Genomic DNA, 13,594 nt, shown 5'->3' with positions numbered 1-13,594 from the left:
ACCGCCCGCGCCGAGGAGCCCCATGCGCCGCCTGCACCGGTCCGCCCTGCTCTGCGCCACCGCGGTCGTCTCCGCCCTGGTCCTCGCGACCGCACCGGCCGCCGCCGGCGCTCCGGGGCACGGCACGGACGGCGGGGCCGGGGCAACCGGGTCAATCGGTGCGTCCGGCGGGCCCGGCGGAACCGGGGGAACCGGCGGGACGAGCGGGACGGGCGGGCCGGGGGGAACCGACGCGGCCGAGGCCGCCGTGATCGGGGCCGGCCACGCGCGCGCCCACGCCGAGCTGCGCCGGGCGGCCAAGGGCGCCGTGGGGTACCCCCAGTCCCGGCGCAATGCGAGCCTGGCCTCGCTCGCCGGCTCGCAGCGCGAGGCCAACTCCGCTTTCAGCGCTGAGGTTTCGGGACGGTTCGCCGAGTACTTCCCCTCCCCCGACTTCGGCGTGCACGTCGCCCTGCTGCCCACCGGCAAGGTGCTGCTCTTCTCCTTCTCACGGGTGGAGACCGACCCCACCAAGGAGACCGGGCCCACGGACCGGACCGGTCCGGCGAACGCGGGCCGCGCCTACCTGTGGGATCCGGCGAAGGGGACCGGCGCGCGGTCCTTCAAGAAGGTGACCCCGCCCGTCGTGCTGATGCCCGACGGTACCCACGCCCCGCGCCCGGCGCCGTTCTTCTGCGCCGGGCACTCCTTCCTGCCCAACGGGATGCTGGGCGTGTTCGGCGGCAACACGGGCGGGAAGGGCGGCAGCGGCGCGAAGCTGTCCTTCGTCTTCGACCCGTGGACCGAGGGCTGGTACCGCAACCGCGACATGGCGGTGGGCCGTTGGTACCCGTCGGTGGTGACCGGTGCGGACGGCCGCCAGATCATCATGTCCGGCCAGTCGGAGCGGGGCACGGGGACGCCCACCCCGGTGGTGGAGCGGTTCCCCGCGCTGGGGCAGCCGGTGCCCTGGCGCCCGTACGACATCCCGCTGGACGTGCCCGTGCAGCGGATGCGCTCCGACGCGCCGTTCCGCAACGACTACCCGCACCTGTTCTCGCTGCGCGACGGCATGATCTACGGCCTGGGGCGCGACGCCGACCAGCAGTGGCTCTTCGACCCGCGCGCGCAGACCCGTACGGACCTGCCCAGGCGGCCCGCCGACTTCCGGGGCTACGGCTCCGCCGTGCCGCTGCCGGCGGGATTCCGCGGACCCGACTCGGTGCTGGTGCTCGGCGGAGATCCGCTCGACCCGAACACCTACCGGCTGTCGGGCGGTGCGTGGACCGCGCAGGAGCCGCGCGCCTTCGGCCGGACCCAGGACGACACGCTGATCCTGCCGGACGCCACGCTGCTGACGGTCAACGGGGCCAAGGACACCAGGGATTACGGGTTCGGGCCGTTCAACCCGAAGGCCGATCTGAAGTTCCGCCAGACCGAACTGCGGGGAGCGGACGGCCGGTGGAGGCTCGGGCCGGCCCAACGGCTGCCGCGGGGCTACCACTCCAACGCCCTGGTGCTGCCCGACGGCCGGGTCATGGTCACCGGGGACGAGCTCCAGCAGATCGCCAACGACCCCGACATCAAGGACGGGATGGACGGCTCGATCGAAATCTACGAGCCCGCCTACCTGCACCGGGGCGCCCGGCCCGTACTGGACCGGGTCCCGGCGGGCGAGATCGCCCACGACGCGGAGTTCTCGGTGGAGAGCTCGACGGCCGCCGGCGTACGGCGGGCCGTGCTGCTGGCGCCGACCACGGTCACCCACGCGGTGAACACCAGTCAGCGCCACCTGGAGCTGCGGATGACCGGCGTCCGCGGCCGCGAGATCGGGCTGCGGGCGCCGGCCACTTCGGCCGACGCCCCGCCCGGGTACTACATGCTGTTCCTCCTCGACGCCGAGGGCGTGCCCGGTACGGCGAGATGGGTCAAGCTCGGCAAGCGGTGAACCCGCCTGCCGCTAGCCGCCGTTGATCAGGAACTGCGATCCCGGTTCGATCAGGATGTTGCCCCGGGCCGATCCGGTGATGGTGACGTTTGAAAGGGTGGCGTTGCCGCGCGCCCCGCCCATGGCCAGGATTCCGGACCCGTTGTTGGACTTGTCGATGGTCACGTTCGTGATCTTGACGTCGGGCATCACCCCGCCGCCGGTCTTGAACTGGATCCCGTCGTAGGTGGAGTCATGGATGTCGGTGTCGCGGATGACGACACCCGGGATGGGCAGGTTCGACGGGAACAGGGTGATCGCGCCGAACTCCTGGTCCTCGTTCCAGAACGCGCCGCCGGTCCGGAACAGCCCGTTGTTCGCGATCAGGGTCTGCCCGGAGAAGGGCAGCGGGTCGTGGTCGGTCGCCAGCATGATGCCGGGGTAGTTCATGGTGTCGTAGATCAGGTTGTTCTCGATGGTGTTGCCGTAGCCGCCGTACAGGGCGATGCCGTTGGCCCGCCACGGGAGCTGGATGGTGTTGTTGCGGAAGTGGTTGTCGTGGCCGATGTCCACCGACTGGTCCTTCACGTACTTGCTGGACCACACCGCCAGGGCGTCGTCACCGGTCGTGCGGAAGGAGGAGTTGAAGACGGTGGAGTTGCGCGTGCCGTTGGCGAAGTTGATGCCGTCGGCGTAGGTGTCGCGGATCCGCATGCCGCTGAACTCGATGCCGTCGCCGGGACCCCACAGGGCCGGGATGTTGTCGTAGTCGCGGCCGACCCAGACGCCGACGTTGGCGTGCTCGATCCACACGTTGGTGATCTTGGTGTTCTTGCCGAAGCGCCCGTTGAGGCCCACACCGCCCTCGGCGTTGCCGTCACCGCCCCGGATCCGGCCGGATCCGAAGATGGCGATGTCGGAGATTTGCGTGTTGTCGTCGATCTCGAAGCCGAAGTTGCCCTCGTGCGGGTGGTTGATGCCGCCGGCGTCCTGCGGCTGGGTCAGCGTGTAGAGCTGGGAGTGCCACATGCCCGCACCGCGGATGGAGACGTTGCTGATGCCCACCTGGTTGAACTGGCCCCGGTTCAGCGGGTCGTCGGTGAGGATCTTCTGCTCCTGGCGCCACTGGCCCTGCGGGATCCAGACGCAGGCGATCTGCCCGTTCTGGTCCGCCGTCACGGCCTTCTGGAGGGCGGGCGTGTCGTCGATGCCGTCGTTCGGGATCGCGCCGTAGTCGGTGATCGAGGTGCACTCGGCGGGCTTGGCCGCCGCGGGAGCCACCTGCTCCAGGTCGATCAGGTCGATGACGTAGTACGAGGCCGTGTCGCCCGCGTCGCGCTGGAGGCGGAAGGTGGTGCCGGCCGGGTAGCTCTGCGCGAGCAGGGCGTGGGACTCGTCGAAGAGCCTGCGGGCGTCGCCGCCAGGGGTGTTGGTCAGGCCCTCGGGGCTGTCGGTGCTGCCGTAGAGCCAGCTGTGCCTGGAGGAGAGCGTCAGCTTCTGGGCGAAGCTGCCGTTGACGTACAGGCTGATCGTGGCGTCGGCGCCGCCGCCGTTCGCGGCGTCGGGTACGGAGCCCCGCACGACGATGGAGTTGGCCTGGTTGGTGGAGGTGAACTGTACGTACTGGCCGGTCGAGGAGAGGCGTACGGACTCGCGGCCCGAGGACTCGGTGGCGAAGTTGGTGTGCCCGAAGGTCCGCTTGGCGTCGCTCTGCAGCAGGGTGCCGGTGTAGCTGCCGGCCTCCGCCTCGTACTCGGTGTACGGGAGCGCCGCCCCGCGGCCGACGACCACGGCGCGGGAGTGGCTGTTGTTGCTCTCGTTGGTCTCGGCGACGAGGCCGGTCCCGTCGGCGGTGGCGGTGAGGGTGGCTCCGCCGCTGACCGCCGTCCAGGTGCCGTTGATCGGTACGTTGACGGTCGCACCGGCCGCGATCGCCGGGGTGGGGCCGTTCAGGGTGGTGGCGCCGGCGACCAGCCGGGTGACGGTGCCCGCGCTCACCGCGCTGGTCCCCCGGTTGCGGACGGCCACGGTGAAGGAGACCGGGGCGCCGACGGCAGGGTTGGCCGGGTTGGTGGTGATGGAGAGGGCTTCCAGGTCGGGGCCCGGCGCCTGGCCTACGACGAGCTTCGCGGCGGCCGTGCGGCTGTTGTTGGTGTCGTCCTGCTCGGGGACGCTGCCGGCCGGGTCGACCACGGCGGAGACGGTGTAGCTGCCCATCGGGCGCTTGCCCACGGCGACCGGGACGGTGGCCGAGGCTCCGGCGGCGAGGGCGCCGACCGGGGCGCCGCCCGCGACCGCGCCTTCGAGGCTGACGTTGACGGTGGTGGCCGGGGAGGCGGCCGAACCGGCGTTGCGGACGGTCGCGTTGACCGTGACGGCGTCGCTCTCGGACGGGGCGGCAGGGGACCAGGCGAGGTCCGTGACCGTCAGGTCCGGGTTCGGGGCGGCGGCGCCGATGACCTGGAACTCGGCGGCCTGGCCGCCGCCGGCCCCGGTGTTGCCGGAGAACTTCAGCTGGACCTCGGCGAGGCGGCCGGTGACGGGAACCGTCACGGTGTTCTGGTTGCCGGCCGGGCTGAACGCGTAGTCGGCGCGGGCCTTCAGGGTGGTGAACCCGCTCGCCGACTGCTCCCGGCCCAGGATCTCGAAGCTCTGGGTGCGGTTGCCCCAGGCGGGGTCGGGGTTGAGCTTGAGGACCACTCCGGTGACGTCGGCGTTGGAGCCGAGCTTCACGGTCAGCGTGGACTGCTGGCCGCCCGCCTCCCAGTAGCTGGTGACGCTGTCGTCGTTGGCGTTGGCCGCGACGAACGACTGGGTGGTGGAGGAGGCCTCGATGGGCTTGCCCTTGGCGAGGTTCACGCCGACGGGAGGCGGAGTGCCCGGGTCTCCGGGATCGCCGGGGTCACCGCTGCCGTCGGCGGAGTACACCTCCAGCTCGGATATCTGGGCGGCCTGCCAGCCCGTGTTGGCGGTGACGTGCACCCGCACGAAGCGGACCGTCGCGGCGGTGAACCCGATGGTCACCGCATTGGACTGGGCGGGGTTGAACACCCGTCCCGCCGAGGCGGACAGGGTGGTGAAGGTGTTCCCGTCGGTGCTGCCCTGCACGGTCAGCGTCTCGGTGCGCGTCTCCCACGGGGCGGGCAGCTTCAGCACCACCTGGTCGACGGCGACGCTGCTGCCGAGGTCCACCTGCACCCACTGCGGGAAGGTGCCCGAGGGGCCCTCCCAGTACGAGCCCTGGTTGCCGTCGGCGACTCCCGGTGCCCCGTACCCGCCGAGTGATCCGCTCGCGGAGACCGCCTTGCCCAGGGCGAGGTTGGGTCCGCCCGCAGCGGCGGCGAGGGTGACTGGCAGGAGTCCGACCGACATCAGTCCCGCGACCACCGTGCCGGCCAGCATCAGCCGGCCGCCTTGCTTCCATCTCATGCTGTCCTCTGTTCCATGAGGGGACCGGCCCGGCGCAGCCACGCCTGCCGCAAACTTGCGCACCGTTATTAATTTTTTGAGTGATCTGATCGCAGTTATGCGGCCATGGCGCCACAGGTTTCTAGCAGATGACGACTTTGTCAACGCTTCGCGCACAGAGGGGAGTTCGGATCACGCCCCGGGCCGGCCCCTCTCCGGGTGGTCGGAGGCCGTGTCCGGGGCGTGCCGCGGTCGGCGAAGAAGGCGCGCGGCGCTGTAGGACGCGGCGCGGGCCCGACGGATTGCGGCCCCTTTTGCGTTCGCGTCGGCCGGGGCCGCCTCTGGCCGCTGCTCGGCGCGGCCCCCCGTCGGCGGCCCGGTTCCCGGACTCTGGTGGCTAGGCCGGCTGGGTTCGGCCGGGCTCCGTCGGGGCCGGGGCGAGTCGGACCACCGCCGCGCGCCCGGAGCTCCGCAGCAGGACCTCCCGCGCTCCCGTCGTCAAGACGGCGTCGTACGGGCCCAGTTCGGTGGAGCCGTCGACCTCGGCCGTCCCTTCCAGGGCGACGATCAGCAGGCTCTCGCCGGGCCGGACGGCGAGCGCGAGGTCGCCCCGTACGACAGCGGTGTCGGCGGCCACCACACCCCGGCGGTACATCACGTTGAAGTTCACCACCGGCCCGGCCAGCAGCCGGCAGCCGGTCGGCTCGTCGCCGGGGAACCGCTGGGGCGCGTACCGCCGGTCCACCAGGCGTCGTACGCCGCCGATCGCGAGGTCCATGCCGGCGCCCTCCGCGAGGGTGAGCGTGCGGTCGACGCCGGGGAACACGGAGAAGGCGCCGTCGGCGGTGACCTCCGCGAGGCTGACCCGCCAGCCGAAATCGTCCATCCCGGAGCCCTCGGGTCCGGCGGCGATCTCGCGGGTCACTCCCCCGCCGTTCTTCCACCGCGCTGCCGGTCGGTCGGCCGCCCGCAGGATCCGGACCGCTTCTTCGCTGCTGGTCATGCCACCCCTCCGGCCCCGGTGACGCGCGTCCCGGGTCCGGCCGAGCCTATCCAGCCGGGCACGGGCACCACGCGAGAGCGCCCCCGGGCCGCCGCGGTGCGCGGCGGCCCGGGGGCGGCTGGGCCGTCCCTGTCGGATCAGGCGTCGGCCTTCTCGGCCGGGCGGGCGGACCCGCTCGCGGCGGCTGCCGCGGAGGCCGGGACCGCGCCGCCGCCCGCGACCGCCGGTGTGGGGGCGTCCGTCCGCGGGCCGTGTGCCCCGCGCAGGCCGATTCCGCTGATCACCGCGACCAGGGCGAAGGCCACGGCGCCGATGGCGAAGGTGAGGGTGAAGCCGGATTCGGCGGGCAGTGCGGGAACTCCCGCCGGGAGGTGTTCGATCGTCTTCGAGGCCAGGATGGTGGTCACGATGGCGCTGCCGATCGCACTGCCCGTGGAGCGCGAGATCGAGTTGATGCCGTTGGCGATGCCGCTCTGGTGGGGCGGGACACTCGCCATGATCACGGCCGGCATGGCCGCGTAGCCGAAGCTGACGGCCGCGCCGACGACGAGGCCGGCGCCGATCACCGAGGCGCTGTGCCCGTGGTCCAGGGCCAGCCAGCCGAAGCCGGCGGCGCCGAGGGCCGCGGCCACCGCCAGTGCGGCGCGCGGCCCGCGGTGGCGGACCAGCTGCCCGCCGATGGGCGAGGCGAGGAGCGAGACGATCGCGCCGGGCAGCAGGAACTCCACGGAGGCGCGCAGGATGGAGGCATCGAAGCCGTAGCCGGTCAGGGCCTCGGGCATCTGGACGAGGTAGGAGACGCCGAGGAAGTTCGCGAACATGCCGAAGCCGACGAGGATGCCGGCCAGGTTGGCCATCAGGACCGGGCGGTGGACGAACATCCGCATGTCGACGAGGGGCTCGCGGACCTTGAGCTCGGTGAACACCCAGACGGCGGTCATGACGACGGCGCCGGCGAAGCTGCCCAGCGTACGGCCGGAGGCCCAGCCCCACTCGTGGCCCTGGGAGATCGGCAGCAGGAGCAGCAGCAGGGCGATGCCCAGGGTGAGCGCGCCGAGGAAGTCCGTACGGCCGCCGGTCTTGTGCCGGGTCGCCGGAACGAGGAAGACGACGGCGAGCAGCGCGAGCACGGCGAAGCCGGTGGCCATCCAGAAGGCGCTGCGGTAGTCGGCGTCGCTGCCGGAGGTCAGCAGGCCGGTCGCGACGAGCGCGAGGCCGCTGCCGAACGCGAGGGTGCCGCTGACCAGGGCCATCGCTCCGGGCAGCTTCTGCGGGCGGACCTCTTCGCGCAGCACCGAGAGGGCGAGCGGGAAGATCGCGGTCGCCGCGCCCTGGAGGACCCGGCCGAGGAGGAGCAGGGGGAGCGAGGACGCCAGCGCCGCGATGACGGAACCCGCGACCATGACGCCGAGTACGGCCACCAGCGTCGGCTTCTTGCCGTGCTGGTCGCCGAAGCGGCCGAGCAGCGGGGTGAAGACGGCGGCGGACAGCAGGGTGGCGGTGGTCACCCAGCTGACGTTGGCGGTGGTGGTGCCGAGGTCGCTGCGGATCAGCCCCAGGATCGGGACCGGCAGCGTCTGCATCATCGACACGACCATGGCGGCCAGGCTCAGGGCGAAGACGATGACCGTCTCGTTGCGACGGCCACCGGCCTGGGTGGCGGCGGAGGGGGTGGGGATCATGGCAGGGGGGACCCTTTTCAGTGCTTCAGATCGCAGATGTTTGACGTCATCAAGTACTTCGACTCCAGCAGACGGTAGACCTCAATAGTTAAGATGGTCAAGTAAAAGGTTGCTCATGTAAAGCACCTTGAGTACGCTCCGAGCATGAGCGCGACCACCCCCCACGCCGTCCCGACCAAGCTGGAGCTGCTGGAGCTGCTCGCCGCGATCGGCACCGCCCAGTGGCGGGATTTCGCGGCGGCCGCCGCACACCACGGCCTCACCTCCACCCAGGCGAAGGTCCTCGCCCAGCTGAACGGCCCGCTCCCGATGCGCGGCCTCGCCACCCTGCTGGTGTGTGACGCCTCGAACGTGACCGGCATCGTGGACCGGCTGGAGGCCCGCGAGCTGGTGCGCCGCGAGCCCGACCCCGCGGACCGGCGCGTCAAGAACGTCGCGGCCACGGACGCGGGCCGCGAGGTGATCCGCCGGGTGCGCGAGGAGATGCAGGCCACACACGGCGCCCTCGACGTCCTGGACGACACCGAGCGCGCGACGCTCCACGCCCTGCTGGAGCGGCTGCGGCCGACCTTGGAGAAGGACGCCTGAGACCGCTCCGAAGCCGCACCGCCCGAACGCGTTGGCCAGGGGAAACACCACCTGACAGACTGCAACGGCTTCAGAACATTCCAGGAGGACGCATGTCAGAAGAATCAGACACCCCGCAGAACGAATCGCCGGCCGAGGAGGCCAAGCGGAAGTTCAAGGAGGCCCTGGAGCGGAACGCCGCCAATGCCCAGTCGCAGCAGGCACACCAGAGCCGGGCGAAGATCCAGGGCGCCGGCGGCAACCCCGGGGGCAAGAACAAGAAGGTCCGCCGCAAGACGGGCTGACCGCGGCTGCGTCGCGTTGCCGCGACACCGCCCCTGCCGCCCCGACGGGGTCCGGGACCTGTACGGGGTCCGGATCCGGTCGGGGCCGGCACCTCCCCGCGCACGGGGCCCGAATCCAGGGCGCACGCACACGAACGCACCCCGGGAAGGGGATCCGCCCGCCTGTCGGCTTTGGGTCAATCAGCCGACGTCCGACCGCACCGGTGGAGTGCAAGGTTGAGCCACTCGGGTGATGGGTGATAACTCCCGGTGTCCACGGCAGTTGAGCAGCTCGTCCCGCCGAGGGCAGCTATCTCATGCGACAGTGCGACAGAAGAAGGATCCCCCACATGCTCAAGAAGTTCATGGCCACCGCAGCCGCCACCGCCGCCGTTCTGGGTGCCGGTGCCGCCGTAGCCTCCCCGGCGATGGCGATCGGCAACGACAACGGCGTCAACACGGTCAACGGCAACGACTCCTCTCAGCTCTACGGCAACCAGGAGACCAGCGGCAAGATGAGCCCGCAGATGTCCGCCATCCAGGGCTCCCTGAACAAGCTCTGTGTCGGCCTGCCCGCGAAGGTCAACGCCCAGTCGATCCTGGCCCTGGTCAACGTCGGCGTCCAGGACATCCCGATCGCGTCCAACCCGCAGAACCAGCAGTGCGCCGAGAACTCCACCCAGGCCAAGGGTGACGAGACCGCCTCGCACATCCTGAACAACATCCCGGTCCTCTCCGGCAACCTCTCCGCCGGTAGCTGACCCGAAGAACGAAGCGCCGGTGCACCGCCCTTCGGGGTGGCGCACCGGCGCTTCATTTTGGTCTAGACCTTGACAGGTCCAGACCATCCTCGCTTCAGTGGGCGCAGCTGTCCGTTGCCCGTTGCCCCCCACGGCAACTCCCCCCACTGAAGGAGATCTTCCGTGATGCCCACCCTGCGCCGCCGCGCCCTCTCACTGGCCGCCACCGCGGCCGTCACCCTCGGCCTCGCGATCGCCCTCCCCTCCTCCCCCGCCGCCGCGGCTCCCGCCTGCGCCGGCGCGTGGGCGACCTCGGCCGTCTACACGGGCGGCATGAACGCCTCGTACGGCGGCCACAACTGGCAGGCCAAGTGGTGGACCCAGGGCGAGACCCCTGGCACCACCGGCCAGTGGGGCGTCTGGTCGGACCAGGGTGTCTGCGGAGGCGGAACGACCCCGAACCCGGACCCGACCACCCCCAACCCGTCCGGATTCGTGGTCAGCGAGGCCCAGTTCAGCCAGATGTTCCCGAACAGGAGCCCCTTCTACACCTACAGCGGCCTGGTCGCGGCCCTGTCGGCCTACCCCGGCTTCGCCACCACCGGTGACGACACCGTCAAGCGGCGCGAAGCGGCGGCCTTCCTGGCCAACGTCTCGCACGAGACCGGCGGGCTCGTCCACATCGTCGAGCAGAACACGGCCAACTACCCGCACTACTGCGACACGACCCAGTCCTACGGCTGTCCGGCCGGCCAGGCCGCCTACTACGGGCGCGGGCCCATCCAGTTGAGCTGGAACTTCAACTACAAGGCGGCCGGCGACGCCCTGGGCATCAACCTCCTGGCCAACCCCTACCTGGTGGAGCAGGACCCGGCCGTCGCGATGAAGACGGCGCTCTGGTACTGGAACACGCAGAACGGCCCGGGCACGATGACCGCCCACGCCGCCATGGTGAACGGCGCGGGCTTCGGCGAGACCATCCGCTCCATCAACGGCGCTCTGGAGTGCAACGGCGGCAACCCGGCGCAGGTGCAGAGCCGGATCAACACCTACCAGGCCTTCACCCAGCTCCTCGGCGTGACCCCGGGCAACAACCTGAGCTGCTGAGCTGCTGAGCCGGGCCGGCACGTCGTCGGTCGGCACGTCCTTGGTCAGCACGTCCCTGGTCAGCGCGTCCCTGGTCAGCTCAGCCGCAGGGTGGTGGCCAGCTGGGCCCGGGACCGGACGTCGAGCTTCTGGTAGATCCGGGTCAGCCGGGCCTCCACGGTCTTCACGCTGACGAAGAGCTTCGCGGCCGCCTCCTGGTTGCTGGCGCCCTGGGCCACCAGTACCGCGAGGCGGGTCTCCGCCTCCGTGAGGGCGGCCAGGGGCCGTGCCCCGTGCCCCTCCCCCGGGGAGGGGCACGGGGACGGCTCCCTGGCGAGCTCCGTCCACGGAGCGGCGCCCGCCCGGGCGAAGGCCTCGGCCGCCGCCCCCAGCGCGGCGCGGGCGGGTGCGCGCCGGCGGCGGCGGCGTTCCACGCGGGCGAGCGCGAGCAGCGTACGGGCCCGCTCCAGGGGGAGTTCGAGGAGCTCGAAGCGCTGCGCGGTGTCCTCCAGCAGGGCCACCGCCGCATCGGCATCGCCCTGCGCCGACAGGCACAGGCCCCGGGCCCGGTCGAGGGCGGCGATCACGCTGGTGCGGCCGAGCGCGAGAGCCGTGGTACGCACCTTCGCCTGGAGTTCGGCGGCCTCCTCGGGTGCGTCGGCGGCGACCAGGGCCTCGGCGAGCTCCCCGTGCCAGCGCAGGATCGAGGGGTCCACCACCTGCTGCGCGGCCTCCAGTTCGGCGACGCGGCGCAGGGTGGTGACGGCCTTCGCGGCCTCGCCCGTGGCCAGTTCGACCAGGCCGAGCACGTACAGGCCGCGGGAGAGGAAGACCTGGTCGTGCTCCTCCTGCGAAGCCTGGATGCCGCGCCGGGCGTATCCGGCGGCGCGTGCGAAACCTCCGCCCATGGCCTCGGCCAGGGCTGCCAGGTACCAGGCGGGGCCGGGCGAGAGGCCCGCCTCGACGGTCAGTTCCAGGGCGTCGCGGGCGTGCGCGGTGGCAGCCGCGCACCTGCCCCGGCGCAGTTCCACCTCGGTCAGGCTGCGCAGCACCTCGAAGACGTCCTCGGCGGAGCCGGTGCGCCGTACGGCGGGCAGCAGCACGAGCAACTGGCGCCGGGCGTCGGCGTTCCGGTCGTCGAAGAGGGCGTGGCGGACGGCGAGGTACTGCGGGGCGTTGCGCATGCCGAGCGGTACGTCGGGGGCGGGCAGGGCCAGGGCCTCGGCGAGGATCTCCTCGGCGTCCGAGTCCCCGAGGATGCGGCCCATTCGGGCCCGTACGGTCAGCGCCATGGCTTCGGCGACCTGGTCGCCGCCGCTGCGGGCCAGCACCCCGGCCTGCGCGGCGGCGTCGCGGGAGCGGACGGGGTCGCCGTCGCTGAGGTTGTGCTTCCAGGCGGTCCGCAGCCGGACTGCGGCCTGGAGGGCGGGGTCGCCCTCGGCGTCGGCCATGGCGTACGCGAAGGTCTCGTCGAGGGCCCCCAGGGCCTGGCCGGCGGCGTCGATGACGGCGAGGCGGGCCCGCACCCGGTCGCCGGGCGAGGCGTCGCGGGCGAGTACGGCGCGGGTGGCACGGCGGGCCAGGTCGGCGCGGCCGGCCCAGCCCGCGTCCTCGGCGGCGGCGACCAGCCGGGCGAGCTCCTCTCCGGGCAGGTGGTAGGGGGTCCGGTCGGCCGCGAGCAGGCCGAGTTCGGCGGCCAGCGCCCGCTGGCCACGGCGTCTGCAGGACGCGGCGGCTTCGGTGACCTCGGCGGCGAGCGCCTGGTCGGGGGCGTCCACGGCCAGCGCGCGGTGGCGTACGGCCTGGACGGGGTCGTCGACGGCGGCGGCCAGCGCGGCGTGTCCGGCGGCGCGTTCGGGCCAGCCCGCGTCGGCGGCCAGCGCGGTCGGCAGGGCCCCGGCCGTGAACCGGATCGTGCCGTCCTCTTCTACGGTGACCAGCGCGGCCCGCTCGGCCACGGCGAGCTCGGCCTCGGCGTCCAGGCGGCCGGACCGGCGCAGCAGCGCGGTGGTGGGGCGCGTGGCGAGGGCGGCGTAGAGCAGGGTGCGCCGGGCCTGGGCGGGGACGACTCCGAGGAGCCGGCGGGCCACCTCGCGGGCCTGGCCGGAGACGGGCAGCGGATCGGCGTGGTGGGCGCCGCCGTCGCGGGACCCGGCGGCTTCGGCGAGGGAGCGGCCCAGCGCCAGGGCGAGGCGCGGGTTGCCTCCGCTGGCCTGGTGGATCCGGCCGGCGAGGCGGGCCGGGAGGCCCCGGCGCACCAGCAGCTCGGCGATCTCGTCGGTGCCGAGCGGGGGCACCCGTATCTGGGGGGTGTCCGGTCCGCAGAGGGGCTCGGAGAGCGGGGTTCCGCCCTGGACGCATTCGGCCGCGAGGACCCGTACCTGCGGCGGGGTCAGGCGCAGGGCGAAGCGGAGCAGGTCGGTGCTCTCCGCGTCGAGCCACTGGGCGTTGTCGAGCGCGAGCAGGACGGGGCCGCGGGCGGCGAGGGTGCGCAGCACCTCGACGACGGCGAGGCGCAGGGCGACGTGGTCGCGGCCGACGCGGGATGCGTCGGTTTCCCGCCGAAGGAGGGCGATGGCGGTGCGCTGCGGTCCGGAGAGGCATTCCAGCGCGGCGGCCGGGACGGAGGCGAGGAGGGCGGCGGCGGAGGCCTCGGGTATCCACCGGTCAGCGGCTCCGGGGGCGAGACGGAGCACGGTCTCGTGGCGCAGCGCGGCGGCCTCGGTGAGGGCGCGCAGCACCTCGGTCTTGCCCGAGCCGGCGGGCCCGGTGAGCAGGGCGCGTCCGTGCGTGGTCAGCGCGCGGTCGACCGCCTTGATCAGTTCACCGTGTCCGACGGTCGCGTCAGGGTGCCCCGTCGCTGCCACCACGCACAGCCACCAGCCTCTCGGTCCCCGTTCCTGTGCCCTTCCTGTGAG

Annotated in this window: 9 protein-coding genes; 5 read left to right on the top strand and 4 right to left on the bottom strand. The window is 72.5% G+C overall.

The features are described 5' to 3' along the window. Nucleotides 1-22 precede the first annotated feature (22 nt). The gene (locus MTF69_RS11020) at nucleotides 23-1,927 is read left to right on the top strand and encodes a glyoxal oxidase (protein WP_243333064.1); all 1,905 of its coding nucleotides are present in this window, start codon (nucleotides 23-25) and stop codon (nucleotides 1,925-1,927) included. A 12-nt stretch (nucleotides 1,928-1,939) separates the two neighbouring features. On the opposite strand, the gene MTF69_RS11015 is transcribed toward MTF69_RS11020, so the two are convergent. From MTF69_RS11015 to MTF69_RS11005, 3 genes are all read right to left on the bottom strand, one after another. Then, on the bottom strand, nucleotides 1,940-5,335 hold the full coding sequence (locus MTF69_RS11015) for a CARDB domain-containing protein (protein WP_243333062.1): 3,396 nt from the start codon (nucleotides 5,333-5,335) through the stop codon (nucleotides 1,940-1,942). Nucleotides 5,336-5,711: 376 nt separating this feature from the next. Beyond that, nucleotides 5,712-6,317, bottom strand: coding sequence for a HutD family protein (locus tag MTF69_RS11010; RefSeq protein ID WP_243333061.1), 606 nt, complete (start codon nucleotides 6,315-6,317; stop codon nucleotides 5,712-5,714). 137 nt (nucleotides 6,318-6,454) lie between these two features. Beyond that, nucleotides 6,455-7,999, bottom strand: a complete 1,545-nt coding sequence (locus MTF69_RS11005) for an MFS transporter (protein ID WP_243333058.1) — start codon at nucleotides 7,997-7,999, stop codon at nucleotides 6,455-6,457. Between the two features lie 144 nt (nucleotides 8,000-8,143). Here MTF69_RS11005 and MTF69_RS11000 point away from each other — a divergent pair, with 144 nt between their 5' ends. The 4 genes from MTF69_RS11000 to MTF69_RS10985 all read left to right on the top strand — a co-directional run bounded on the left by MTF69_RS11000 (nucleotide 8,144) and on the right by MTF69_RS10985 (nucleotide 10,697). After that, nucleotides 8,144-8,587 (top strand): MarR family winged helix-turn-helix transcriptional regulator, encoded by a 444-nt coding sequence (locus MTF69_RS11000; RefSeq protein ID WP_243333057.1) that lies wholly within the window; start codon nucleotides 8,144-8,146, stop codon nucleotides 8,585-8,587. Nucleotides 8,588-8,679: 92 nt separating this feature from the next. Next, on the top strand, nucleotides 8,680-8,871 hold the full coding sequence (locus tag MTF69_RS10995) for a DUF5302 domain-containing protein (RefSeq protein ID WP_243333056.1): 192 nt from the start codon (nucleotides 8,680-8,682) through the stop codon (nucleotides 8,869-8,871). Between the two features lie 329 nt (nucleotides 8,872-9,200). Further along, the gene (locus tag MTF69_RS10990; RefSeq protein WP_243333055.1) at nucleotides 9,201-9,611 is read left to right on the top strand and encodes a rodlin; all 411 of its coding nucleotides are present in this window, start codon (nucleotides 9,201-9,203) and stop codon (nucleotides 9,609-9,611) included. A gap of 174 nt (nucleotides 9,612-9,785) precedes the next feature. Next, a complete protein-coding gene (locus tag MTF69_RS10985; protein ID WP_374322770.1) occupies nucleotides 9,786-10,697 on the top strand; it encodes a glycoside hydrolase family 19 protein in 912 nt (303 codons plus the stop codon). 74 nt (nucleotides 10,698-10,771) lie between these two features. On the opposite strand, the gene MTF69_RS10980 is transcribed toward MTF69_RS10985, so the two are convergent. Next, nucleotides 10,772-13,546 (bottom strand): LuxR family transcriptional regulator, encoded by a 2,775-nt coding sequence (locus MTF69_RS10980; RefSeq protein ID WP_243333053.1) that lies wholly within the window; start codon nucleotides 13,544-13,546, stop codon nucleotides 10,772-10,774. Nucleotides 13,547-13,594: the final 48 nt, after the last annotated feature.

Source organism: Streptomyces sp. AP-93 (assembly GCF_022808175.1).
GTDB lineage: Bacteria > Actinomycetota > Actinomycetes > Streptomycetales > Streptomycetaceae > Streptomyces.
The sequence above is the reverse complement of the archived record's forward strand: the minus strand, read 5'-3'. Positions and strand labels throughout refer to the sequence as shown.